This window comes from Rathayibacter sp. VKM Ac-2759 (genome assembly GCF_009834225.1).
GTDB lineage: Bacteria > Actinomycetota > Actinomycetes > Actinomycetales > Microbacteriaceae > Rathayibacter.
On record NZ_CP047176.1, the window covers coordinates 3,327,552 to 3,350,891 of the forward strand.

Genomic DNA, 23,340 nt, shown 5'->3' on the forward strand with positions numbered 1-23,340 from the left:
CATGACGACCCTCGCCGCCGCAGACGCCGGCACGTCGACCCCGCCGCCGCGCCGTCGCCGCTCCGCCTACCGCATGCGGACCACGCTCATCGGCTGGACCTTCATCCTCCCGAACTTCCTCGGTTTCGCGGCGCTCACGCTCGTGCCGGTGATCACCCTCTTCTACATGTCGATGACCGACTGGAACGTCTTCGGTCAGGCGAACTGGGTCGGCTTCGCGAACTTCGAGCGGCTCCTCGGCGACGGCAGCTTCCGCATCGCCCTGACCAACACGCTCTACTACGCGGCGCTGCACATCCCGCTGACGCTCGTCGTCTCGCTCGGGCTCGCGCTGCTGCTCAACAACAAGCTGCGCGGAGTCGCGTTCTTCCGCACCGCCGCCTTCTTCCCGTACATCACGTCGATCGTCGCGATCGCCGTCGTCTGGAACCTGCTCTTCAGCCCCGAGTACGGGCCGGTGAACCAGCTGCTGAACCTGATCGGCATCGCGGACCCGCCCGGCTGGCTCACCTCCTCCGAGTGGGCGATGCCGGCCGTGGTCATCATCAGCACCTGGCGGGACATGGGCTACTACATGATCCTGTTCCTCGCCGGCCTGCAGACCGTGCCGCGCGAGCTCCACGAGGCCGCGCGCGTCGACGGAGCGAGCGTCTGGCAGCGCTTCGTGAACGTCACGATCCCGTGCCTGCGCCCGACCACCTTCTTCGTGACGGTGATGCTCACCATCAACTCCTTCAAGATCTTCGACCTGATCCTCGTGATGACGCAGGGCGGCCCGGGCCAGGCGACCCTCGTGCTCTCGCAGTTCATCTACCAGAAGGGGTTCCAGGAGAACCAGTTCGGCTACGCCTCGGCCGTGTCGGTCGTGCTGTTCCTGCTCTGCATCCTCGTCACGCTCGCGCAGTTCTTCCTCAACAGAAGGAGTGAGTCCCGATGACCGGACTTCTCATCCCCGACGGCGCGCCGACGGTCGTCGGCGTCGCCGAGCCGCTGCCCCCGAAGCAGACGGACGCCGGGCGCTCCCCCGCCCGCCGGATCGGCCGCCTGCTCGGCTACGCGGTCATGATCGTCGCCGCCGCGGCCCTCCTGCTGCCCTTCTTCTGGATGATCATGAGCTCCCTGAAGACCCCGAACGAGGTCTTCTCGGTGCCGGTGAAGTGGTTCCCGGAGTCGTGGGTCTGGAGCAACTACGTCCAGATCTGGACCGAGTCGGACATGCTCACCTGGATCCGGAACACGCTGCTCCTGGCGGTCGTGGTCACGATCCTGCAGGTGGTGACCGGATCCTTCGCCGCCTACGGCTTCTCGCGGATGCGGTTCCCGGGCCGCGACGTCCTCTTCCTCGTCTACATCGGCACGATCGCGGTGCCGTGGCAGTCGTACATGATCCCGCAGTTCATCCTGCTGTCGAACCTCAAGGTGTCGAACACGCTCTGGGCGATCATCCTGATCCAGGCCTTCGGAGCCTTCGGCGTGTTCCTGATGAAGCAGTTCTACGAGACCATCCCGGAGGAGCTCTCGGAGGCCGCGCGCATCGACGGCCTGAGCGAGTACGGCATCTGGGCGCGGATCATGGTGCCCCTCTCGATCCCCGCGATCGCGAGCCTCACCCTCCTCACCTTCGTCGCCACCTGGAACGACTACCTCGGACCGCTGATCTACCTCCGGAACCCCGATCTGTGGACGATCCAGCTCGGACTGCAGAGCTTCGTGAGCACCCTCTACGACGCCAACTACGCGCTGCTGTTCGCCGGTCTCACGATCTCGGTGGTCCCCATCGCCGTGGTGTTCCTGCTCGGGCAGAAGTACTTCGTCGAGGGCATCGCGACCAGCGGACTGAAGGGCTGATCATGCGACGCATCCCGAACGGCCTCTACGCCTCCCTCTTCGGCGTCGTCTATCTGATCCTGATGACCGACGCGCTGCTGCTGATCGCCTGCCTGCCGCTCGTGCTCCTCCTGGTGACCACCGACCCGATGCTGTCGTGGCCGATGATCGCCGCGGCCGTGCCGCTCTGCGGACCGGCTCTCGCCGGAGCCTGCGCGGTGTTCGCCGCGCACGGTCGGGGCGAGACCGCGGTCGTGCGGACCTTCTGGCGGGCGTGGCGCCGGGGCTGGCGACGCCCGCTCCTCCTCCTCACCGGTGCCACCGCGGTCGTCGTGCTGGTCCTGGTCGACGTGCGCTTCCTCGCACCGACGCAGATCGGAGTCGTCGTCATCCCGTTCCTCGCGGTGATCGGCCTCCTCGTGGTCGGCGCGCTACCGGTCGCGCTCGTCGCCCTCGCCGACGCTCCCGGATCCACGCTCCGCCAGGCGGGCAAGGCCGCGGTGTACCTCGCCGTGCGGCGCTGGCACCTGACCACGGTCTCCCTCCTGGTGCTCGCGTTCCAGGCGTACCTCTTCACCCTGTCGCCGGCGCTCGCGGTCGGAGTCTCGGCCGCCCCCGCCCTGTACCTCGTGTGGGCGAACGCGCGCTTCACCCTCCGCTCCGCTCTCCCCGCCGACCAGCCCGTCGCGGCCTGATCACGAAGGACTCCCCTCCATGACGACCACTCCACCCACTGCGTACGGGAGGACGACCACCGAGCAGGCCGTGGCCGACGCGCTCGAGGTCGTCCGCCGCATGATCGCGACGTTCGGCAGCGACTACCCCGACGACACCACGACCGGCGGACGCTACCCGCTCCGCCCCGCGGCGCCCGGCTTCGCCGCCGGAACCAACCGCGGCTGGACGACGAGCTTCTGGCCCGGGATGGAGTGGATCGCCTGGGAGCTGACCGGCGAGGACGTGTTCCTCGACTCGGGTCGCGCCCACCTCGCCGACTTCGCCCGCCGGGTGCGGGAGGGCGAGGACCTCGACACCCACGACCTCGGCTTCCTCTACACGCTCTCCTCCGTCGCCCCGTACCGCCTGCTCGAGGACCCGCTCGGTCGCTCCGCCGCGCTCGAGGCGGCCGACCACCTCATGACGCGGTTCCTGTCGACCGCCGGCATCGTGCAGGCCTGGGGCGACCTCCGCGATCCCCGCCAGCGCGGCCGGACCATCATCGACTCGCTGATGAACATGCCGCTGCTGACCTGGGCCGGCGAGCAGACCGGCGACGCCCGCTTCGCGGACGCGGTGCGCTGCCACGTCGAGGCGCTGCGGCAGAACATCCTCCGCCCCGACTCCTCGACCTTCCACACCTTCTACTGGGACGCCGAGACCGGGGAGCCGCTGCACGGGGCGACCGAGCAGGGCGCGTTCGACGACTCCTGCTGGGCGCGCGGCCAGGCCTGGGGGATCTACGGCTTCGCGATGAGCCACCGCGTGACGGGCGACCCCGCGCTGCTCGAGGCGTCGCGCGCCTGCGCCGACTACTTCCTCGCGCACCTCCCCGGCGACCTCGTCCCCTACTGGGACCTGGTGTACACCGACGGCAGCGACGCCCCGCGCGACAGCTCGGCCGCCGCGATCGCGGTCTGCGGGCTCCTCGAGCTCGCCTCGGTCGAGAGCGACTCCGATCGCGCCGAGCGCTACCGCGCCGCGGCCCACGCCGTCCTCGACGCGCTGATCGAGCACTGCGCCCCCGAGAGCCCCGAGGCGGCCGACACCGTGCTGCTGCACGGGGTCTACGACCTGCCGAAGAACGTGGGCGTCGACGAGGGCACGCTCTGGGGCGACTACTTCTACCTCGAGGCGCTCATGCGCGTCTCCCGACCGGAATGGCGGCCCTACTGGTGAGACTGATCCGCTACTCCTCGCCCGACGGGGACCGCACCGGGCTCGTCCTCGACGACCGCGTGCTCGACCTCGGCACGGTCACGGTGCCGGAGCTGCTCGCCGACGACGCGCTCCTCGGCTCGGCGCGATCGCTCGCGGCCTCCGCCGAGCTCTCGGCCCTGCCCCCGCTCGAGAGCCTGCGGCTGCTGCCGCCCGTCGTGCCGAGCAAGATCCTCTGCATCGGCTACAACTACCGCGGTCACGTGCCGAGCGGAGGCGAGGACCGCCCGGTCCCGACGACTCCCGACGTCTTCGTGAAGACGCCCAACACCCTCGGCGCGCCCGGCGACCCGGTCACGCTCCCGGCGAGCGCCGCCGACGTCGACTACGAGGGCGAGATCGCTCTCGTCATCGGCCGCGGCGGCCGCGACATCGCGCTCGAGGACGCCGCCGCCCACATCGGCGGCTACACCCTGATGAACGACGTCTCGGAGCGCAGCTGGCAGGGCCGCTCGAGTCAGTGGACGCTCGGCAAGTGCTCCGACGGCTTCGCGCCGCTCGGGCCGTGGCTCGTCACTCCCGACGAGATCGCCGACCCGCACGACCTCCTCGTCGAGGTCGTCCGCGACGGCCGCGTCACGGTCTCGCAGAGCACCGCCGACCTGGTCTTCAGCATGGCCGCGCTCGTGCACCACCTCAGCGAGGGGATGACCCTGCACCCGGGCGACGTGATCTCGACGGGCAGCCCGCAGAAGCTCCCCGACGCCCTCGCGGCGCACCGGCCGCTGGCCGACGGCGACGCGGTGACCGTGCGCGTCGGCGGCATCGGCACCCTCACCTCGACCTTCAGGAGCGGACGACCATGATCCTCGACACCTTCCGACTCGACGGCCGCGTGGCCGCCGTCACCGGGACCAGCAGGGGCATCGGCCGCGGAGCCGCCCTGGCCCTCGCCGAGGCGGGCGCCGACATCGCGCTGATCGACCGCGGCGACGCCTCCGAGACCGCCGAGCTGATCCGCGGGCTGGGGCGCCGCGCCCACCTGATCCGCCGCGACTTCGCCACGGCCACGGCCGACGAGCTGCACTCGGCGATCGACGAGGTCGTCGCCGGGCTCGGGCGGATCGACGTGCTGGTGAACAACGCCGGCACCATCCGCCGCACCGCCGCGGCCGAGCACAGCGCGGCCGACTGGGACGAGGTCCTCAAGGTCAACCTCGACTCCGTCTTCCACCTCACCCAGGCGGCCGGGCGCCGCATGCTCGAGCAGGGCTCCGGGCGCGTCATCACCGTCGCGTCGATGCTCTCGTTCCAGGGCGGCGTCCTCGTCCCCGGCTACACCGCCTCCAAGCACGCGGTCGCCGGGCTCACCAAGGCCTTCGCCAACGAGTGGGCGGCGTCCGGAGTGACGGTCAACGCCATCGCCCCCGGCTACCTCGCCACCGACAACACCGCGGCGATCCGCGCCGACGCGGCGCGCGAGGCCTCGATCGTCGCGCGGATCCCCGCCGGCCGCTGGGGCACGCCCGCCGATCTGCAGGGCGCCTTCGTGTTCCTCGCGTCCGACGCTGCCGCCTACGTCACGGGGACGATCCTCCCCGTCGACGGCGGCTGGCTCGTGCGATGACCCCGACCACCGACACCCACCTCACAGGAGCATCCGACATGGAGCAGCGCTACGCCACGAACCCCGCCCAGATCCCGGGCATGACCACGGAGGATCTGCGCGCGCAGTACCTCGTGCCCGAGGTCTTCGTCGACGGCGAGATCCGGCTGGTCTACACGCACCACGACCGCATCGTGCTCGGCGGTGCCGTGCCGGCCGGCGGGCGGCTCGAGCTGACCGGCTACGCGGAGATCCGCAGCGACACCTTCCTCGAGCACCGCGAGCTGGGCGTCATCAACGTCGGCGGCACCGGCACGGTGACCGCGGACGGCGAGCAGTACACCCTCGTCGCGGGGGCGTGCCTGTACCTCGGCCGCGGCATCGAGTCCGTCGTCTTCGAGGACGCGGACGGGCCGGGAGCCCAGTTCTACCTGTTCTCGGCTCCCGCGCACACCACGTACCCGACGGTGCTCGTCGCCCCGGGAGAGGGCACCGTGCGCGAGCTCGGCGAGCAGGCCACCAGCAACCGCCGCACGCTCAACCAGTACATCCACGAGAACGGCGTCCGCAGCTGCCAGATCGTCATGGGCGTCACCACCCTGCACGAGGGCTCGATGTGGAACACCATGCCCGCGCACACCCACGACCGCCGCACCGAGTGCTACCTCTACTTCGACCTGCCCGAGGAGGCGCGGGTCATCCACCTCCTCGGCGAGCGCCAGGAGACCCGCCACCTCGTCGTCGCCGACCGCCAGGCGATCATCTCGCCGAGCTGGTCGCTGCACTCGGGCGTCGGCACGGCCGCGTACTCGTTCGTCTGGGCGATGGCCGGCGAGAACCAGGCGTTCGACGACATGGATGCGGCTCCGGTGAAGGATCTGGCGTGACCGGAGTGCTGCTGGCCATGGGCGAGACCATGGCCGTGGTGGTGCCGGACGGCGGATCGGTCGCGGAGGCGGACGACTTCCTCGTCGACGCGGGCGGCGCCGAGTCGAACGTCCTCGCGCACGCCTCCGCGCTGGGAGCCCTGACCCGCTGGCACAGCAGGCTCGGCGCCGACGCGCTCGGCGAGCGGATCCTCCGCCAGCTGTCCGCGCGGGGCATCGACGTCTCCGGAGTGGTCTCGGACACCGAGCACCCGACCGGTCTGTACGTGAAGGACCCGGGGCGCGGCGTCAGCTACTACCGGAGGGGCTCCGCGGCGTCGTTCCTCGACGCGGCCGATGCCGACCGCGCGCCCTTCGAGGGCGTCGCGCTGCTGCACCTCTCGGGCATCACCGCCGCACTGTCGGATCCGGCCGACCGGTTCCTCCGGCGCGCGGCCCTCCGCGCCCGCGAGCTCTGCATCCCCGTGAGCGTCGACGTCAACTACCGCGCCGCCCTCTGGAGCGTCGCCGATGCCGCTCCGGTGCTCGCCGAGCTGGCGCGCCTGGCCGACGTGGTCTTCGTCGGCCGCGACGAGGCCGAGACGCTCTGGGGCACCTCGTCGGCGGAGGACGTCCGCGCGGCCTTCCCGGAGGTGGGCGAGCTGGTCGTCAAGGACGGCCACATCGGCGCCACCGCGTTCGCCGGCGACCGCACCGTCTTCGAGCCGTCGCACCGGGTCGAGGTGCTCGACGCCGTCGGCGCGGGCGACGCCTTCGCCGGCGGCTACCTCGTCGCCCGGATGCGCGGCGCCGACCCCGCCGAACGCCTGCGGAGCGGCCACGACCGCGCCGCGCTCACCCTCGCCGTGGCGGGCGACTCCATCGACGAGAGGACCCCATGACCGTCACCACCACCGAGCGCCTCGACGCCGTGTTCGCCGACGCTCCCCTGATGGCGATCCTCCGCGGGACCGGCGTGGAGCGCTCGATCGCGCTCGCCACCACCGCGTGGGACCTGGGCATCGACTCCGTCGAGGTCACTCTGCAGAGCGCCGACGACCTGACCGCCCTCCGCGAGGTCGCCCGGCTGGGCGCCGATCGCGGGAAGACCGTGGGCGCCGGCACGATCCTGCACCCGTCGCAGGTCGAGGCCGCACGCGCGGCCGGCGCCGGCTACCTCGTCTCCCCCGGACTCGACCCGCGCCTGGTCTCGGCCGCCGCGGCGGTGGATCTGCCGCTGCTCCCCGGCGTCGCCACGCCGTCGGAGGTGCAGCTCGCGGTCTCGCTCGGCCTCACCTGGGTGAAGGCGTTCCCCGCCACCTGGCTCGGACCCGGCTGGTTCACGCACATCCGCGGACCGTTCCCCGGCGTCCGCTTCGTCGCGACCGGCGGGCTCCACGCCGGGAACGTCCAGGACTACCTCGACGCCGGCGTCCGCGTCGCCGCCGTGGGCTCCGCCCTCGAGGACGCGGCCCAGCTGGAGCGCCTGGGCGCCCTGCTCACCCGGGTGTGACGAAGCCTGCTGGTCGAGCAGCCGCCGCAGGCGGCGTATCGAGACCCACCTCACTACGAACGTCGGTCTCTTTCCCGCCCTCCACAAGCACCGCACCACCAGCATTCTCCCCAGAATCCCCGATGACGCCGTCGATCCCCACCTGCGAACGGCACTCTCGTTCGCATGCCCTTCGTCTACATCCTCCGCTGCAGCGACGGCAGCTACTACGTCGGCAGCACACGCTCGCTCCACCGACGCGTTGACGCGCACATGATGGGCAAGGGCGCCGCCTACACGAGCAGACGACTTCCCGTCACTGCTCTGGCACCAGGAGTTCGAGAGCATCGCCGAAGCGTTCTGGTGGGAGAAGCGCATCCAGAACTGGAGCCGCGCCAAACGCGAAGCCCTCATGCGCGGCGACTACGCCGCCCTCCGCCGCGCCTCGAAGAAGACCTTCCCGCCGCCGAAGGACACCTCCCCTGCCTGCTGATCGAGTAGTCCGCGCAGCGGACGTATCGAGATCCACCAGCACCAGAAGGCGAGGTCTGCAAACGCGCCTGCTCACGGGCGGGGTCTCGATACGCCGCCTGCGGCGGCTACTCGACCAGCATGCTGTTCGGGGTCCCTTCCTCGAGGAGGGTCACCTCACACGCTCGCGAAGGTGTCGCGCCAGACGAGCACCCCGTGCTGCAGGAACGCCTCCGGCACGTCGGCCGCCCCGGGGACGGGATCAGCCGGGTCGATCCGCAGAACACGGGACCGGCTCAGCGTGCGACTCGGCTCGGCGACCCACTCGGGCAGCGGGACCCCCTCCTGCCCCAGACGCCACGATGCGAGAGCGGCGATCGCGGCGTCCCACACCTTCTGGCCTGTGCTCTCAGGGGCTGTGACCGCCAGCACGCCACGAACGAGGCCCTTCTCGGCGAGGAGGTCGTCGTTGAGCTGAATCAGATGCCGCATCGCAGCGAGTCGATCGCCCCGCTCCAGACTGACCCGGATCCGGACCGCGACCGTTGCCGCATCGTCCCGCCGCGTGGGCGCGGCGTACAGCCGGTGTCCTGCTCCGGCGAGCAATCGATCCACGGTGTCGAATCGCGGACTCTCGTGATCGCTCTCGGACCGCGACACGCGAGCCTGGTCCAGTCCCGTCCGCTGTGCCAGCTGATCCTGCGTGAGGTGGCGCGACCTCCGCGCGGCGCGAAGTAGCGGTGCCGCTGATGCCATCTCCACCGCCTCCCTCATGTTTTTTGCAGCATACCAGCGCCTTTAGCGTTCCGAAGTCGCTACGCCCTCGCTCCACGACGAAGCCGGCGCCGGCCCTCCCTCTCGGGACGGGCGGCGCCGGCTTCGTCATGACAGCGGGCGTCAGCAGCTCGCGGCCGGGTACTCCTCGCTCTGCTCGCGGCTCACGCTCTCCCCGTCGAGGACCGCGGTCACCGAGAGGTCGACGGCGTCGGCGGGAACGCTCTTCGCCCGCGTGGTGAAGGAGTGGAACGCGTTCGCCCCCGGAGCCACGCTCGCGAACGACTTGGCCCCGTAGGGCGTCGTCATCGTGATCGCGACCGGCACGTCGGCCGTGTTCGTCGCGGTCACGCCCAGCTGCACCTTGCCGGCCACGCAGCGGCTCTGCACCGCGACGTCCAGATCGGGGATAGCGGGTGCGGAGGCGGCGACCGCCAGCCACGAGAGCACCGGCTTCTCGCCACCGGCCCCCTCGTTGGTGACCCGGTACTCCACGGTCCCCGCCTGCGCGAGCGTGAACGTCAGGTCGGCGGCGAGCGGAGTGCTCGTGCCCGAGAGGGGCACGTTGCCCTTCACGAGCTCCCGGCCGTCCACCGAGACCGTGTGGTTCATGGTCCGGCTGAGACCCCACCACTCGGTGAACCCGCCCGTGAGGGTGTAGGTCCCCGCGGCCAGCGGCAGTCGGTAGATCAGCTGGGTCGTGTCCTGGTAGAGGCCGGTCGAGTACTTGTCGTTCACGTCCGTCCCGGACTTCACCTTCATCCCGTCCGCGAGGAAGCCCCACTGGCCGGCGCCGGTCGACGCCTGGTCCGAGGTCGCGTTGAGGAGCGACGGGAACGACGCCTTCACCGCGCCGTACTGCGGCGAGGAAGTCGCCGCCGTGCCGGAGTCGATGTAGTAGACGAGCCCCTCGGGCACGATCTCGTAGCGCGCGCTCACCGCCGCTCCGTTCGCGAGGGTCCCCCGCACGGTCACCGGCGCGTACAGCGAGCGGGTCTGCGCCGCGGAGTCCGCGTCCCAGGTGACCGCGGTCGCCGCTCCGTCGACCGTCACCGTCGCGGGCAGCGGGGCGTCGGTGGTGAGCGCCCCCTGGAACCCGAGGTCGCGTGTGACGCTCTGCACGTACACGAGCGCGAGCCGCGCGTTGTAGCCGCTGGTGCCGTCGGTGCCGAACGCGACGTCGACGACTCCCGGTGCGCTCAGCGTCACCTGCTGGCGGATCGGCGTCGCCGCTCCGGTCGAGACGGCGGTGACCCTCTTCGACACTCCCGCCACGGTGACGGTCGAGGCGAGGTTGGTGGTCAGGCCGGCTCGCGGCGCCTGGACGCTCACGATGTCGTAGGTCCCCGCGGGCAGGGTCAGGTGCGTCACGACGGGCCGGTTGAAGTCGGCCGGCACGTACGACGAGCTCCAGTCCGCCGGGCTGCCGGGCACCACCGCGCCCGTCGAGGTCGTGGAGTACCCCCAGGTGCTCCCCGCGGCGACGCCGTCCCACTTCTGGTCGGCGGCGCCGTTGAGGATCCCCGGCTGGGCCGCCTTCACCGCGGCGTGGGCGGAACCGGCGGCGGAGCCGGACGAGCCCGAGTCGATGAAGTACCTCAGGTCGGCGGGGGTGACGAGCATCTTCACTGTGAAGCGCTGGAACACGCCCGACGACGCCACCTTCTGCGTCGTACGACCGGTCACCACGACCGACCCGAGCTCCGCAGTCGCGGCGAGGGCCTGCGCGGCCCCCGCGTCCCAGGTCACGGCCTGGTCGACGCCGTCGACGGTGAGCGTCGCCGGGAGCCCGGCCGACGCGGTCACCGACACGAGGCCGAGATCGCGGACGTCGCTGCTGACGCCCTGCGGCACGAGCTGCGACGCGGCCTTCGCGAGGCGCGCGGTCTGCGCGGCAGCACCCTCCGCGTCGAGGCCGAAGGCGGCCGGATCGGCCACCGCCGACGACGCCGCGCTCACGATGCTCGCGAACGGCGCCCACGACTGCGGGCTCCACTCCGCCTCCTCGTACTCCTCGGCCGTCGCGAGCGCCGCCTCGAGGGCCGTCGTGTCGACCGCGGAGGAGTCGGCGTTCGCCGTGACCACGGCGACGGCGTCGATGTTCAGGACGCCGTCGTTCGCGGTCTCGAGCACCACGGTGTGCGCGCCGTCCGCGAGACCGCGGAGGGTGAACGCCGTGCGCTCGCTGCCCGCGGCCCAGGTCGGAGCCCCGCTCGCCAGGCGCACCCCGTCGACGGTGACGTCCAGCGTCGCCGCTCCGGTGTTGCTGCCGAGCACGTCGAGCCCGGTGCCGGTGAAGGAGTAGGTCAGTGCCGCGCCCTTGCCGGTGCTCTTCGAGGCCGTGCGCTGCCACTCGAACATGCCCTGGCCGTTGACGTGCGTCCACTGCTCGTCGAACACCAGCACGGGCGTCGAGCTGTCGCTCCAGCTGGTCTGGTGCATGCCGTCGACGACGCTCGTGTAGTACGGGGTGTAGCCGGCGACCGGCTCGATCGTGAGGTCGTCGAACTGCGTGAAGGTGAACGCCGAGCCGAGCTGCACGCGGCCGGCGGCCTGCGGCGTCGGATCGGTGTACGCCGCGACCTCGACCCCGTTGAGGTAGGCGGTGTAGCGGTCGCCCGCCACCTGGACGGCGATGCGGTTCCACACGCCGGTGCCGGACTTGAACGCCGTCGCGGGCGTCGCGGAGGCGGTGCCCGAGGCCACGGCGGTGCCGTAGCGCAGGAGGCTCCACGCACCGTTCGCATCGACCTTCAGCTCGGCGGCCGACACGTTCTGGCCGTTGGCCGTCCCGCCCTGCTCGCGCGCGCCGATCGTCGCGTAGCGGCCGGCGCCGTCCTCGAAGAGGACGTCGACCGAGGCCCGGTAGTTCGCCCAGCGGTAGTCGCCGATCGTGGTCTTCGGATCGCCGCTGTTCCAGGCGGAGCCGGCCATGCCGGGGCCCACCTGCTGCCGCAGCACGCGGTCGCGCGCCGGGTCGGCGGTCGCCACCGACTCGAAGGCGCCGTTGGTGTCGTTCGTGTAGCGCGGGATCGCTCCGTCGTCCTCGGGCTGGACGGAGGGGGTGCCCGCCGGCTTCTCCGCGGCGCCGCGGCTCGCGAGGAAGCTCTCGCCCGAGTCGCCGAGCGCGCCCGTCGCCGGGTCGTAGGAGCGGATGTCCGCGGCCTCGGTGTAGTCGAAGTCGTCGGCGTAGAGGACGGAGTCGGTGGTGACGCCGTTGACGTCGCCGCTCGCGTCGGTGTCGAGCACGTCGCGTCCGCCGTCGGCGTCGGTGTACTCCGGCGAGGTCGGCAGGGTCGATCCGTAGCCGTCCCGCGCGGTGAGCGCACCGCCGGCGCCCGCCGTCGCGTGGTCGAGGGTGGTCGCCGTCGCGGTCGACCAGGGCTTCACCGTCACGGTGTAGGTGCCGTTCGCGTCGGCCGCCAGCTCGGCGACGGGCACGACGTAGTTCGCGTCGTAGGCCTCGCCCGCGTCGGCCGCCCGGGTCTCCCAGACCTCCATCGTGCGGTCGGCGCCCAGGGCGAGACCGTCGGCGGTGATCGCGTAGGTCTTGGTGTACGGGCTGTCGTTCACGATCACGGTCGAGAAGTCGGAGGCGTCGGGCGCCGCGAGGGTCGTGTACGACACTGCGCCGGTCGACGCTCCGCTCGGCGGGTTGCCGCCGCCGAGGGCGTTGCCGGAGGCCTGCGGGATGCCCCGCCAGACGCCCGCGGTGTTGTCCTCGTTCTCCCAGCCGAGCTGGGCGAACTGCGTGTACTGCTCGACGGCGGCGAGCCCGCCGTCGTAGTACAGCCAGCCCGACCACGGGTCGCGCGCGCTGACCAGCTCCTTCGACGAGTACTGGAACCCGTCGTAGAACGAGCCGATCGCCGGCTGGAAGATGTTGAGGGTCCGCAGCGACTTCGCGAAGCCGGAGGTGACCCAGTTGCTCATCTCGAGCGCGCTGTTGGTGCCGCCGAACTCGGTCCCGGTCCCGCCCTGCCCGTCGGCGTTGGTGTTGTTCGGGCGGTCGGCCGAGTTCGAGAAGGTCGCCTGCCCCTCCGAGTTCCAGATCTCGCGGTCGTAGGTCCGGGCGAACTTCTTGAGGTTGCCGTTCGCGTCGTCCGAGGTGGCGTAGTGGAAGCCGACGATGTCGACCGCGTCGCGCAGCGAGGAGTCGGTGGCCGAGTTCAGCTGGTCGCCGAACGAGGTCGGCGGAGTCCCGACGGTGTCGGCCGCGACCGTCCTGATCGCGCGGTAGAGGTCGCCCTCCTCCGGCGTCGCGAATCCGCTGTTCGGGTCGCCGGCGGTCGCGCCCTCGTAGCCCTTCGTGTCGGTGCGGAGCCAGGCCGAGAACGTCTTGTAGAGCGCCGCGCTCGGGGCGGTGGTCTCGTTGGTGTCGGGGTTGATGGAGTCGACCATCACGCCGTACTCGCGGTACGCGGCCAGCACCGTGTTCTTGAACCAGACGTACTGGTCCGCGTCGCTCGTCACCCAGGTGGGCCGGCTCCAGCGCAGGATGCTGACGTGCACGTCGCCCTCGGCGACCGACTGCGCGTCGGCCGCGAGCTGGAAGCCGGGCTCGCGCAGCACGTTCGGGTACTCGTCGCGCGAGCGCATCGTCGACGCGTTCGGCCCCGTGGACGTGTTGCGGTCGTTGCCCATCTCGATCTTGATCGTCGTCATGATCGGGTGCTCGCCGCCGAAGAGCGTCTCGACGAGCTCCCAGTACTTCTCGGGGTGCTGCGACTTGTAGTCGAGCAGCAGCGCGCTGGTGGAGTTCGCCGAGAGGATGCCGAAGCCCTTGAACGTGAGCGCGTTGACGCTCTCGGCCGCGGCGGCGACGTCGGCGGCCGTGACCGTCACCGCCTGCACGTCCGTCGGCGCGGCCTGCGCCCCTGGCGTGAGCCCGGTGGCGAGGAGGACGCCGAGGGCGCTCGCGGCGACGAGCCGGCTCCCCCACCCGCCCCTGCGGCGCGAGGAGGAGCGATCGGGATCGCGTCGGGAAGATCGAGTGAGCATCGTGGTCGTGCCTCGCCTTTGAGTCGGATCTGATGTGGTGCGGGTTCATGATCGATATCGATCAGAAAGCGACATCACTGTCGCTGAACGTGCTTCTCAGCAACCTACCGAGCGGAATCGCGCGAAGCAATGGCGTCGTTCAGGACTTCCGCGACGCGGAGAGTCGGAGGAGGAACAGCGGTCCGGAGGAGCAGCGGCCGTCGATGCCCCGATCAATGATCGATAATGATCGATTCTCCGACCGCGCTCAGCTCCCCGCCTGCACGGCGTGCAGGGTCGCGTAGCGCCCGCGGGCCGCGAGCAGCTCGGCGTGCGAGCCGACCTCCACGACGCTCCCGTGCTCGAGCACCACGATCCGGTCCGCCGAGCGGATCGTGGACAGCCGGTGCGCCACCACCAGCGTCGTCCGCCCCCGCATCAGCCGCTCGAGGGCCTCGCGCACGAGCGCCTCGGACTCGGGGTCGAGCGCGCTCGTCGCCTCGTCCAGCACCAGCACGCGTGGATCCCGCACCAGCGCGCGGGCGATCGCGATGCGCTGCCGCTGGCCGCCCGAGAGGCGCGCGCCCCGCTCGCCGACGACGGTGTCCCAGCCCTCGGGCAGCGCGTCGACGAAGTCGAGCGCGTTCGCGTCCCGCAGCGCCGCGGTGATCCGCTCGTCACCGACCGCGCCGAGCCCGTAGGCGACGTTCTCGCGGATCGAGCCCTCGAACAGCACCGAGTCCTGCGGCACGACCGAGACGAAGCGGCGCACGCTCCGCAGGTCCAGCGACTCGGCGTCGCGCCCGTCGAGCAGGATGCGGCCGCTGGTGGGCCGGAGGAAGCCGAGCACCAGGTTGAGCATCGTCGACTTGCCGGAGCCCGAGGATCCGACGAACGCGACGGTCTCCCCCGGCTGCACGTCGAGCGAGACGTCGTCGATCGCGACGACCTCGCCGTCGTAGCGGTAGCCGACGCGGTCGAGGCGGATCGCGCCGCGCAGCTCGTCGACGCGCGCCTTGCCCTCGTTGTGCTCGAGGTCGGGATCCTCGAGCAGCTCGCCGATCGAGCGCACCGACTCGGTGCCGCGCGCGATGATCGGCAGCAGCATCAGGAGGTTCGTCACGGCCCCCGTGAGCAGCGCGAAGTAGGAGCTGAGCAGCACCACCTGCCCCGCCGTGATCGGGACCCAGCCGCTGATCGACGCCCAGGCCGCGGCCACGAGGCACGCGACTCCGAGCAGCTGCAGCCCCACCCACGAGAGCGACGCGAAGCGCCCGTTGAGCAGGTCGAGGCTGTAGCCGGCCGAGCGCACGCCCTCGGCGCCCGCCGCGACCCGGTCGACCGCCGTGCTCTCGAGCCCGTGCGCGCGGGTGATCGGGATGAGCGTCGCCATCTCGCCGACGCGCGCTGAGAACTGCTCCACCTCGCGCCGGAACAGCTCGTTGCCCCTCCGCGAGCGCTTGGTCAGGAAGGCGCGCAGCAGCACCGCGAGCGGGATGGCCAGCGCGTAGACGGGCAGGAACCCGGGCACGTTCAGCGCCGTCATCACGAGGGCGCCGATCGCGACCATCACGGCCGAGAGCAGCGGATGCGCGACCTGCTGCAGCATCGTCTCGATGTTCTCGACGTCGCGGACGACCTTCGTCTGCACGATCGACGCGCTCGCCCGGGTGTGGAACCCGATCGACAGGTTCTGCAGCCGCGCCGCGAGCGCGTTGCGGAGGTCCTTGCCGGTCTGGCGCACCGAGCTCATGTAGAGCCGCGTGTACATCACGTGGTTCGGGTAGTTCTGCAGCAGCGCGACCAGCGCGATCGCCGTCCAGAGCCAGAGCGTCGAGGAGGGTCCACCCGCCACGACGACGTCGACGATGGCGCCGGTCACCACGGGCAGCAGCCAGAGCGGGGTGTCCTTCACCGCGAAGAAGAGCACGGCGACGCCGATCCGCTTCCGGTAGCGGCCGAGCAGCCGGAGCGAGGAGCGGGCGGGTCGGTGCCGGTCGATCCGGATCGGCGCGAGGGACGGGCGGGCTTCTCTCAACGGGGATCGTCTCCGATTCGACACCTCCGGCGGCGGCTCCGTCGGCGTGGTCGGAGGCGACGCTACTCGCGATCCCGATGGCGGGCAAGCGTTTTCCGAGCTAGGGTTCCCAGAGCGCCGGCACGCGCCGACGCCCTGATCGCGAGGACGCCCATGGACGCCGACACCCTCCCTCCGCTCCGCGTCGGCATCATCGGCACGGGCGGAGTCGCCCACCTGCACGCCGCCGCACTGACCGGTCGCGACGACACCCGAATCGTCGCGGCCATCGACACCGACGCCGAGCGCGCCCGCCTGTTCGCCGCCCAGTACGGCATCCCCGCCTCCGGGACCTCGTTCGCCGACCTCCCCGAGGTCGACGTGCTGCACCTCTGCACACCGCCCGGCGTGCACGCCGAGCAGGCCGAGGCGGCCTTCGCCCTCGGCGCGCACGTGGTCGTCGAGAAGCCGCCCGCCCTCTCGCTCGCCGAGGTCGATCGGATGCTCGCCGCCGCCGCGCGCGCCGATCGCCGCCTGGCCGTGGTGTTCCAGCAGCGCACCGGCACCGCCGCCGCCCACGTGCGCGGCCTGCTGCGCTCCGGCGCGCTCGGCCGCCCGCTCGTCGCGCGCTGCGACACGCTCTGGTACCGCGACGACGACTACTTCGCCGTCCCGTGGCGGGGCCGGTGGGACACCGAGGGCGGAGGCACGACCTTCGGGCACGGCATCCACCAGCTCGACCTGCTCGCGCACCTGCTCGGCGACGTCGACGAGGTGACCGGCCAGGCCTGGCGCCTCGGCCGCGAGATCGAGACCGAGGACGTCTCGACGGCCGTCCTCCGCTTCGCCTCGGGAGCGGTCGCCTCCGTGCTCACGAGCGCTCTCTCGCCCCGGCAGTCGAGCTCGATCCGGATCGACACCGAGCGCGCGACCGTCGAGCTCGAGCACCTGTACGGGCACGGTCACGCCCACTGGCGCCTCACCCCCGCACCGCACGTCGACCCCGCCGAGGCGGCGGGGTGGGCGTTCCCCGCCGACGAGGTGGCGAGCGGGCACCAGCCCTACCTCGACGCGGTCTACGCGGCTCTGCGCACCGGCGCTCCCCTGCCCGACGTCGCCGACGCGCCGACGCGCTCGCTCGAGATCGTCGAGGCGCTCTACCTCTCGACGCAGCGGGGCGGGGCGGTGCGGATCGAGGAGCTGCGGGAGGATCCCGGCCTGCGATCGGCCGTGCGCGCCGACGTCGTCGACCTGCGCCCGGAGGCGCGGGCGTGATCGACGGCATCGCACAGCTCGTCACCGACGACCCCGCCACTCCCCCGCGCGACTCGCCCCGGCCGTACCTGCACCCGCTGCGCACCCCGGGCGGCGTCGTCGTCTCGGACCTCCGCCCGCCCGATCACGACTGGCACCTCGGCCTCTCGCTGACCGTCGCCAACGTGAGCATCGGCGACGAGCCGCAGGACGCGAACTTCTGGGGCGGAGTCACCTGGGTCGCCGGCGAGGGCTACCGCCGACTCGACAACAACGGCTCGCAGCGCGTGCTCGAGCAGACCGGCGGGGCGCTGCACCTCGGCTGGTTCGACGCCGGCGGCCGGCTGCTGCTGCGCGAGCAGCGCCGCCACGAGGTGCACAGGCCCGCGGCCGGAGTCGCGGTGCTCGGCATCGAGAGCGAGTGGACCCCCGAGGTGCCCGGCCTGCGCTTCGGATCGCCGACCACCGCGGGCCGGCCCGACGCGGGCTACGGCGGGCTGTTCCTCCGCCTGGCGCCGTCGTTCGCCGAGGCCCGCGTCCTGACTCCGCGCGGGGAGACGACCGCCGACGCCGCCCGGGGCGCCGACGCGCCGTGGGTGGCCCTCGCGACCGGCGCCGCGACCGTCGCGATCGCCGCCTCCGCGACGAACCCCGTCGCTCCGTCGCCGTTCTTCGTCCGCACCGACCCCACCCCGATGCTCTGCGCCGCCCCGTTCTTCCACCGCGCCTGGCCCCTCGACGCGCCGGCGCGCTGGTCGTGGCGCGTGCTGGTCGCCGACGGCCGCCTCACCTCCGACGAGCTCACGACCCTGCTGCCCGTCTTCTGACCCCGCCGCACCCCTCGCGCTTGACGCGCGGATACTCGCGACGTACTTTAGGGCAAACGCTTTCCCGAAACGTTTCACCGAGACGTCGGGGGTTCGAAACAATGATGTTCTCGAAAGGACGAAGATGTTCCGCACACACAGCACCCGCGTCGCGGCAGTAGCCCTCATGGCCTCCGCCGCACTCGCGCTGACCGCCTGCTCCGGTGGAGGCTCCGGCGCCTCGGCCACGCTCGACCCCGACGAAGAGATCACCCTGAACTACACGTTCTGGGGCAACGACGACCGGGCGGCCCGCTACGACCAGGCCATCGCGCTGTTCGAGGAGGAGCACCCGAACATCACGATCAACTCCACCTTCACCGACTACGGCGGGTACTGGGAGAAGCGCCAGACCGAGGCCGCGGGCGGCGGGCTCCCCGACGTGATGCAGTTCGACTACACCTACCTCCGCCAGTACGGCGACAACGGCCTGCTCGGCGACCTGTCCGAGTACTTCGGCGGCGCGGTCGACGAGAGCACCATCTCCGAGGACCTCCTCGCCACCGGCGTCCTCGACGGCGCGACCTACGCCATCCCCACCGGCTACAGCGCGTGGGCGATCTTCCAGAACCAGGACCTCCTGACGGCGAACGGGCTCGAGCCCTACGCCGGAGGCGGCAGCTGGGACGACTACGCGGCCTACGTCGCCGACGTCACCGCCAAGACCGGCGGCTCGGTCTACGGCGGCACCGACTACACCGGCCGCATCCAGAACTTCGAGCTGCAGCTGCGCGCCGAGGGCAAGGAGCTGTTCACCGAGGACGGCGAGCTCGCCTTCACCGAGGACGACCTCGCGTCGTTCTGGGAGCAGGGCGACGAGATGCGCACCACGACCGGCGTGCCGGCCGCGCGCCTCCAGGAGCTGCTGCCCAAGTCGGGCTTCGGCGCCGGCATCGCCACCAGCGAGATGAGCTGGAGCAACTTCCTCGGCGGCTACATCGGCGACAGCGGCGCCTCCGAGATCGTGATGACCGCGCCGCCCACCGCCGACGAGGGCAGCAAGGACCTCTACCAGAAGGTCGGCCTGATGCAGGCGATCTCCTCGAGCACCGAGCACCCCGAGGCCGCGGCCACGTTCCTCGACTTCCTCATCAACAGCCCCGACGTCGGCGAGATCTTCGGCGCCACCCTCGGCATCCCCGCTTCCTCCGAGCAGCTCGCGGGAGCGAACCTCGAGGGCGCCGACAAGCAGGTCTCCGACTACCTCGACTCGGTCGAGGACCGCATCGGCGAGGCTCCGGCCGCTCCGGTCGCCGGCTACGGCGCGATCGAGGCCAACTTCCTCGACCTCGGCACGAGCCTCGGCCTCGGTGCCGTGAGCGTCGACGAGGCCGTGACGCAGTTCTTCGACGAGACCGCCGTCACGCTCGACAACTGATCGACTCCCCAGGCCAGGAAAGGCATCTCATGACGACGACGTCGACCCCGAGCGGCACCGCCGCATCCGGTCGCGTCGCGCCCACCCCCGGCCGGACGAGCACTCCTCGTCCGGCCGGCGGGGAAGCACGACGCCGCCCCCGGCGGGACACCCTGGCCGGCTACGCGTTCCTCTCGCCGTGGCTCATCGGCTTCGTCGGGCTCACGCTCGGCCCGATGCTGATGTCCCTCTACTTCGCGTTCACCGACTACAACCTCTTCACCTCGCCCGAGTGGGTCGGGCTCGCCAACTTCGAGCGCCTGCTCGGCGACCCGAAGTTCATCCAGTCGGTGCAGCTGACCCTCGCCTACGTGTTCATCGGCACGCCGGTGAAGCTCGCCGCGGCGCTGGTCGTCGCGATGCTCCTCAACTACAGCGCCAAGGGCACCGGGTTCTTCCGCTCCGCCTTCTACGCGCCGTCGCTGATCGGCGCGAGCGTCAGCATCGCCATCGTGTGGCGCGCGATGTTCTCGACCGGCGGCCCCGTCGACTCCGGTCTCCAGATCTTCGGGATCGAGATCGGCGGCTGGGTGGGCGTGCCCGCCCTCATCCTGCCGATGATGATCATCCTCGCGGTCTGGCAGTTCGGCGCCCCGATGGTGATCTTCCTCGCCGGCCTCAAGCAGGTCCCGGCCGAGCTCTACGAGGCGGCGATGATGGACGGCGCCGGCCCCTGGCGCAAGTTCCGCAGCGTCACGCTCCCGATGCTCTCGCCGGTCATCTTCTTCAACCTGCTGCTCGAGATGATCAACGCGTTCCAGGTCTTCGCCTCGGCGTACATCATCGGCAACGGCACCGGCGGCCCCGCGGGAGCCACCAACTTCTACACGGTGTACCTCTACACCCGTGCCTTCACGAACAACCAGATGGGCTACGCCTCGGCGATGGCCTGGGTCCTGCTGCTGTTCGTCGGACTCCTCGCCTTCGTCCTCTTCAAGACTCAGAAGAGCTGGGTGCACTACTCGGGAGACACCAAATGACGACCTTCGACACCACGCTCCCCTCGGCCGACACGCAGGTGCTGACCGAGCCGGCTCCGCGTCCCCGCGCGAAGCGCAAGCGCCCCACGACCGCGACGCTCCTCTGGATCGCCGCCATGATCGTGCTCACCGCGATCGTCCTGTACCCGCTGGTGTGGATGGGCGCCGCGGCGTTCAAGCCCAACAGCGAGTTCGGCGGCCAGACCTCGCTGCTGCCGCAGAACCCCACGATCGACAACTTCGTGAAGGTCTTCGCGGGCGTCGGCGGCGTCCCGCTCTGGCAGTTCTTCCTCAACTCCACCGTCCTGGCGATCGGCTCGGTCATCGGAGTCGTCATCTCGTCGTCGATGGCCGCCTACGCCTTCGCGCGGCTCGACTTCCGCGGCCGTCCGCTCTACTTCGCGCTGATGATCGGCACGCTGCTGCTGCCGATGCACGTGCTGCTCATCCCCCAGTACACGATCTTCCGCACGCTGGGGATGATGGACACCTACTGGCCGCTGCTGATCGGCAAGTTCCTCGCGACCGAGGCGTTCTTCGTCTTCCTGATGGTGCAGTTCATCCGCAACCTGCCCCGCGAGCTCGACGAGGCCGCGCGGATCGACGGGGCCGGGCACGTCCGGATCTTCGGCTCGATCACGATCCCGCTGATCCGCCCCGCGCTGATCACCTCGTCGATCTTCGCGTTCATCTGGAGCTGGAACGACTTCCTCGGCCCGCTGCTCTACCTGAACACCCCCGACAAGCAGCCGCTGCCGCTGGCGCTGCGCGTCTACAACGACCAGACCTCCGCCTCGGACTACGGAGCGACGATCGCCGTCTCGGTGCTCGCGCTGCTCCCGGTGCTGATCTTCTTCATCGTCTTCCAGCGCTTCCTGGTCGACGGAGTCGCCACGCAGGGCCTCAAGGGATGAGCACGTCGCGCGCCCGCCGCGCCGCCCGGGACGCCCGGGCGGCGGCCGCCGACGGCACGGCGCTGCGCTGGCCGGGCGCCGCGAACAAGTTCGCCCTGTTCGCCGAGGTGCTCTTCACCGGCGTGCTGGTGACGGTGCTCGCGCTGCCGCTCGTCACCCTGCCGCTCGCGCTCGCGGTCGGCGCGCGCCACCTCCGCCGCTTCGTGCTCGACGAGCCCTCGACGCTCGGGGCGGCACTGGCGGAGGCGCGTGCCGGCCTGCTCCGGTCCCTCCCGATCGGCCTGGGGCTGGTCGTCGCCTCCGCCGCCCTCGCGCTCGATCTCGCGCTCGTCGCGGGTGGAGCCCTGCCGGGGGCCGCGGCCGTCGGCGTCGTCTGCGCGGCCCTGCTGGCCACGGGGCTCGTCGTGCTGCTCACGGCGTGCGCCGCGTGGCAGCCCGACTCCCGCTGGGTGCCGCTGCTCCAGGAGGCGGCGGTCCGCTCGGTCCGCGACCTCCGCGGATCGGGCGCGGTCCTCGTGGCCCTCGTGCTGGCCGCGGTGGTCACCTGGCAGCTCGCGCCGCTGATCGTGCCGGCCCTCGGCTGCACCGTCTTCGCCGCGGTCGCGGTGCGCTTTTCGCGCACACCTGTCGAATAGTCGTCCGCACCGGGGTTTTCCCCGGCGCCCTCTCGGGCGAACGCTTTCCTCCTCAGCGTCGCCGAGTGGCACAATGACGACCGTGGAGCGGGCACGCAGCCCGCCGAGGAGTGATCGATGGCACAGAAGGATCGCACCGCGGCCGTGACCCTGCACGACGTCGCCCGCGAGTCCGGAGTGTCGCTCGCGACCGCCTCCCGCGCCCTCAACGGCAGCGCCCGCAAGGTGAACGACGCCTACCGCGCCCGCGTGATCGAGGCGGCCACCCGGCTCGGCTACTCGACCAACCTCTCGGCGCAGGCCGTCGCCAAGGGCACGACCTCGACGGTCGCCCTGCTGGTCAGCGACATCGCCGACCCCTACTTCTCGAGCATCGCCTCCGGAGTCCTCGCCGCGGCCGAGGCGGCCGGGCTCGTCGTCACGATCGGGGTGACCCACCGCGATCCGCAGCGCGAGCTCGAGCTGGTGCGCACCCTCCGCGGCGGGCGCCCGCGCGTGATGCTGCTGGCCGGCAGCCGCTTCGACGACGAGTCCTCCCGCGACGCGCTCGTCGCCGAGCTCGAGGCGTTCGAGCGCTCGGGCGGCCGGGTGGTCATGCTGAGCCAGCGCTCGCTGCCGTTCCCGACCGTGCAGCTCGACAACCGCGCCGGCGCCAGGGCCCTCGCCGTCGAGCTGGTCGCGCTCGGCTACCGCCGCTTCGCGATCGTGCACGGCCCGGCGACCCTGCTCACCTCGGCCGACCGCGTGCAGGGCTTCGCCGACGGCCTCGCCGAGCACGGCGTGAGCGTCGACCCGGCGCTCGTCGTCGAGACGGCCTTCACCCGCGACGGCGGCCACGCGGCGACGCTCCGGCTGCTCGACGAGCACGCCGACGACATCGACCTCGTCTTCGCCGTCAACGACGTGATGGCGATCGGCGCCTCCTCCGCCCTCCGCGAGCGGGGCGTCGAGCCGGGCGCCGGCATCGGAGTCGCCGGCTTCGACGACATCCCGACCCTGCGCGACGTCAGCCCTGCGATCACGACGGTGGCCGTGCCCCTCACCGAGATCGGACGCCGCGCGATCGCGATGGCGCTCGACGAGGGCGCCGACGGCGACTCCTCCGTCGTGCTGCCGACCGCCGTGGTCGTGCGCGAGAGCACGCCCGGGCGCTGAGCCTCGGGCCCCGGCCCGGGCCCCGGTCGACCTCCGGCTCGCAGAATCACGTTCGGCTCGCAGAAACCCGTTCGGCTCGCAGAATCCCGCGATTCCGACGAGCCGAAGCAGATTCGACGAGCCCGAGCCACTCCGGAGGCACCTTCGGCTCGCAGAAACCCGCTCGGCTCGCAGAAACCCGCGATTCCCGCGAGCCGAACGCGTTCTGACG

The 23,340-nt window shown here is 71.4% G+C and carries 20 protein-coding genes and 1 pseudogene; 17 read left to right on the forward strand and 4 right to left on the reverse strand.

Annotation, left to right across the window (positions count from 1 at the left end):
* Position 1: 1 nt before the first annotated feature.
* The 10 genes from GSU68_RS15610 (at position 2) to GSU68_RS15655 (ending at position 8,167) form a co-directional block, all read left to right on the forward strand.
* Positions 2–937 (forward strand): sugar ABC transporter permease, encoded by a 936-nt coding sequence (locus GSU68_RS15610; protein WP_159909583.1) that lies wholly within the window; start codon positions 2–4, stop codon positions 935–937.
* Positions 934–1,848 (forward strand): carbohydrate ABC transporter permease, encoded by a 915-nt coding sequence (locus GSU68_RS15615; protein ID WP_159909584.1) that lies wholly within the window; start codon positions 934–936, stop codon positions 1,846–1,848. The genes GSU68_RS15610 and GSU68_RS15615 overlap by 4 nt, the downstream gene beginning before the upstream one ends.
* 2 nt (positions 1,849–1,850) lie before the next feature.
* Positions 1,851–2,522 carry a DUF624 domain-containing protein gene (locus tag GSU68_RS15620; protein ID WP_159909585.1) on the forward strand — a complete coding sequence of 224 codons (672 nt, stop codon included), beginning with the start codon at positions 1,851–1,853 and terminating at the stop codon, positions 2,520–2,522.
* A 19-nt stretch (positions 2,523–2,541) separates the two neighbouring features.
* Positions 2,542–3,723, forward strand: coding sequence for a glycoside hydrolase family 88 protein (locus GSU68_RS15625; protein ID WP_159909586.1), 1,182 nt, complete (start codon positions 2,542–2,544; stop codon positions 3,721–3,723).
* On the forward strand, positions 3,720–4,568 hold the full coding sequence (locus GSU68_RS15630) for a fumarylacetoacetate hydrolase family protein (protein ID WP_244259305.1): 849 nt from the start codon (positions 3,720–3,722) through the stop codon (positions 4,566–4,568). The genes GSU68_RS15625 and GSU68_RS15630 overlap by 4 nt, the downstream gene beginning before the upstream one ends.
* Positions 4,565–5,329 carry a 2-dehydro-3-deoxy-D-gluconate 5-dehydrogenase KduD gene (gene kduD, locus GSU68_RS15635; RefSeq protein ID WP_159909588.1) on the forward strand — a complete coding sequence of 255 codons (765 nt, stop codon included), beginning with the start codon at positions 4,565–4,567 and terminating at the stop codon, positions 5,327–5,329. Before GSU68_RS15630 ends, kduD begins: the two co-directional genes overlap by 4 nt.
* Positions 5,326–6,195 carry a 5-dehydro-4-deoxy-D-glucuronate isomerase gene (kduI, locus tag GSU68_RS15640; RefSeq protein ID WP_244259306.1) on the forward strand — a complete coding sequence of 290 codons (870 nt, stop codon included), beginning with the start codon at positions 5,326–5,328 and terminating at the stop codon, positions 6,193–6,195. The genes kduD and kduI overlap by 4 nt, the downstream gene beginning before the upstream one ends.
* Entirely contained in the window at positions 6,192–7,076 is an 885-nt protein-coding gene (locus GSU68_RS15645; RefSeq protein WP_159909589.1) for a sugar kinase, read from the forward strand. Before kduI ends, GSU68_RS15645 begins: the two co-directional genes overlap by 4 nt.
* Entirely contained in the window at positions 7,073–7,687 is a 615-nt protein-coding gene (locus GSU68_RS15650; RefSeq protein WP_159909590.1) for a bifunctional 4-hydroxy-2-oxoglutarate aldolase/2-dehydro-3-deoxy-phosphogluconate aldolase, read from the forward strand. Before GSU68_RS15645 ends, GSU68_RS15650 begins: the two co-directional genes overlap by 4 nt.
* Positions 7,688–7,852: 165 nt before the next feature.
* Complete coding sequence (locus GSU68_RS15655; RefSeq protein WP_244259307.1) at positions 7,853–8,167, forward strand: GIY-YIG nuclease family protein; 315 nt, start codon at positions 7,853–7,855, stop codon at positions 8,165–8,167.
* A gap of 147 nt (positions 8,168–8,314) precedes the next feature.
* On the opposite strand, the gene GSU68_RS19930 is transcribed toward GSU68_RS15655, so the two are convergent.
* The 4 genes and pseudogenes from GSU68_RS19930 to GSU68_RS15670 all read right to left on the reverse strand — a co-directional run bounded on the left by GSU68_RS19930 (position 8,315) and on the right by GSU68_RS15670 (position 15,929).
* Entirely contained in the window at positions 8,315–8,629 is a 315-nt protein-coding gene (locus tag GSU68_RS19930) for a hypothetical protein (protein ID WP_244259523.1), read from the reverse strand.
* Positions 8,630–8,743: 114 nt separating this feature from the next.
* A pseudogene (locus GSU68_RS19935) lies at positions 8,744–8,911 on the reverse strand (helix-turn-helix transcriptional regulator); the annotation flags it as partial.
* 123 nt (positions 8,912–9,034) lie between these two features.
* Positions 9,035–13,912, reverse strand: coding sequence for a family 16 glycoside hydrolase (locus GSU68_RS15665; RefSeq protein WP_159909592.1), 4,878 nt, complete (start codon positions 13,910–13,912; stop codon positions 9,035–9,037).
* A 247-nt stretch (positions 13,913–14,159) separates the two neighbouring features.
* Entirely contained in the window at positions 14,160–15,929 is a 1,770-nt protein-coding gene (locus GSU68_RS15670) for an ABC transporter ATP-binding protein (protein WP_208544589.1), read from the reverse strand.
* Positions 15,930–16,082: 153 nt separating this feature from the next.
* On the opposite strand from GSU68_RS15670, the gene GSU68_RS15675 reads away from it, so the two are divergent.
* The 7 genes from GSU68_RS15675 (at position 16,083) to GSU68_RS15705 (ending at position 23,129) form a co-directional block, all read left to right on the forward strand.
* Positions 16,083–17,183: a Gfo/Idh/MocA family oxidoreductase gene (locus GSU68_RS15675; RefSeq protein WP_159909593.1), complete on the forward strand. Its 1,101-nt coding sequence runs from the start codon at positions 16,083–16,085 to the stop codon at positions 17,181–17,183.
* Positions 17,180–17,989: a DUF6807 family protein gene (locus GSU68_RS15680; protein ID WP_159909594.1), complete on the forward strand. Its 810-nt coding sequence runs from the start codon at positions 17,180–17,182 to the stop codon at positions 17,987–17,989. The genes GSU68_RS15675 and GSU68_RS15680 overlap by 4 nt, the downstream gene beginning before the upstream one ends.
* A 124-nt stretch (positions 17,990–18,113) precedes the next feature.
* Complete coding sequence (locus tag GSU68_RS15685) at positions 18,114–19,406, forward strand: extracellular solute-binding protein (protein WP_159909595.1); 1,293 nt, start codon at positions 18,114–18,116, stop codon at positions 19,404–19,406.
* A 29-nt stretch (positions 19,407–19,435) separates the two neighbouring features.
* Complete coding sequence (locus GSU68_RS15690; protein WP_159909596.1) at positions 19,436–20,425, forward strand: sugar ABC transporter permease; 990 nt, start codon at positions 19,436–19,438, stop codon at positions 20,423–20,425.
* Positions 20,422–21,339, forward strand: a complete 918-nt coding sequence (locus GSU68_RS15695) for a carbohydrate ABC transporter permease (protein WP_159909597.1) — start codon at positions 20,422–20,424, stop codon at positions 21,337–21,339. The genes GSU68_RS15690 and GSU68_RS15695 overlap by 4 nt, the downstream gene beginning before the upstream one ends.
* The gene (locus tag GSU68_RS15700) at positions 21,336–21,974 is read left to right on the forward strand and encodes a hypothetical protein (RefSeq protein ID WP_159909598.1); all 639 of its coding nucleotides are present in this window, start codon (positions 21,336–21,338) and stop codon (positions 21,972–21,974) included. The genes GSU68_RS15695 and GSU68_RS15700 overlap by 4 nt, the downstream gene beginning before the upstream one ends.
* Before the next feature lie 117 nt (positions 21,975–22,091).
* Positions 22,092–23,129, forward strand: coding sequence for a LacI family DNA-binding transcriptional regulator (locus GSU68_RS15705; RefSeq protein ID WP_159909599.1), 1,038 nt, complete (start codon positions 22,092–22,094; stop codon positions 23,127–23,129).
* The last annotated feature ends 211 nt before the right edge of the window (positions 23,130–23,340 follow it).

Coding starts and splice junctions, on each gene's coding strand:
- GSU68_RS15610 (WP_159909583.1), top strand. CDS start 2: ATGACGACCCTCGCCGCCGCAGACGCCGGCACGTCGACCCCGCCGCCG.
- GSU68_RS15615 (WP_159909584.1), top strand. CDS start 934: ATGACCGGACTTCTCATCCCCGACGGCGCGCCGACGGTCGTCGGCGTC.
- GSU68_RS15620 (WP_159909585.1), top strand. CDS start 1,851: ATGCGACGCATCCCGAACGGCCTCTACGCCTCCCTCTTCGGCGTCGTC.
- GSU68_RS15625 (WP_159909586.1), top strand. CDS start 2,542: ATGACGACCACTCCACCCACTGCGTACGGGAGGACGACCACCGAGCAG.
- kduD (WP_159909588.1), top strand. CDS start 4,565: ATGATCCTCGACACCTTCCGACTCGACGGCCGCGTGGCCGCCGTCACC.
- kduI (WP_244259306.1), top strand. CDS start 5,326: ATGACCCCGACCACCGACACCCACCTCACAGGAGCATCCGACATGGAG.
- GSU68_RS15650 (WP_159909590.1), top strand. CDS start 7,073: ATGACCGTCACCACCACCGAGCGCCTCGACGCCGTGTTCGCCGACGCT.
- GSU68_RS15655 (WP_244259307.1), top strand. CDS start 7,853: ATGCCCTTCGTCTACATCCTCCGCTGCAGCGACGGCAGCTACTACGTC.
- GSU68_RS19930 (WP_244259523.1), bottom strand. CDS start 8,629: ATGCGGCATCTGATTCAGCTCAACGACGACCTCCTCGCCGAGAAGGGC.
- GSU68_RS15665 (WP_159909592.1), bottom strand. CDS start 13,912: ATGCTCACTCGATCTTCCCGACGCGATCCCGATCGCTCCTCCTCGCGC.
- GSU68_RS15675 (WP_159909593.1), top strand. CDS start 16,083: ATGGACGCCGACACCCTCCCTCCGCTCCGCGTCGGCATCATCGGCACG.
- GSU68_RS15685 (WP_159909595.1), top strand. CDS start 18,114: ATGTTCCGCACACACAGCACCCGCGTCGCGGCAGTAGCCCTCATGGCC.
- GSU68_RS15690 (WP_159909596.1), top strand. CDS start 19,436: ATGACGACGACGTCGACCCCGAGCGGCACCGCCGCATCCGGTCGCGTC.
- GSU68_RS15695 (WP_159909597.1), top strand. CDS start 20,422: ATGACGACCTTCGACACCACGCTCCCCTCGGCCGACACGCAGGTGCTG.
- GSU68_RS15700 (WP_159909598.1), top strand. CDS start 21,336: ATGAGCACGTCGCGCGCCCGCCGCGCCGCCCGGGACGCCCGGGCGGCG.
- GSU68_RS15705 (WP_159909599.1), top strand. CDS start 22,092: ATGGCACAGAAGGATCGCACCGCGGCCGTGACCCTGCACGACGTCGCC.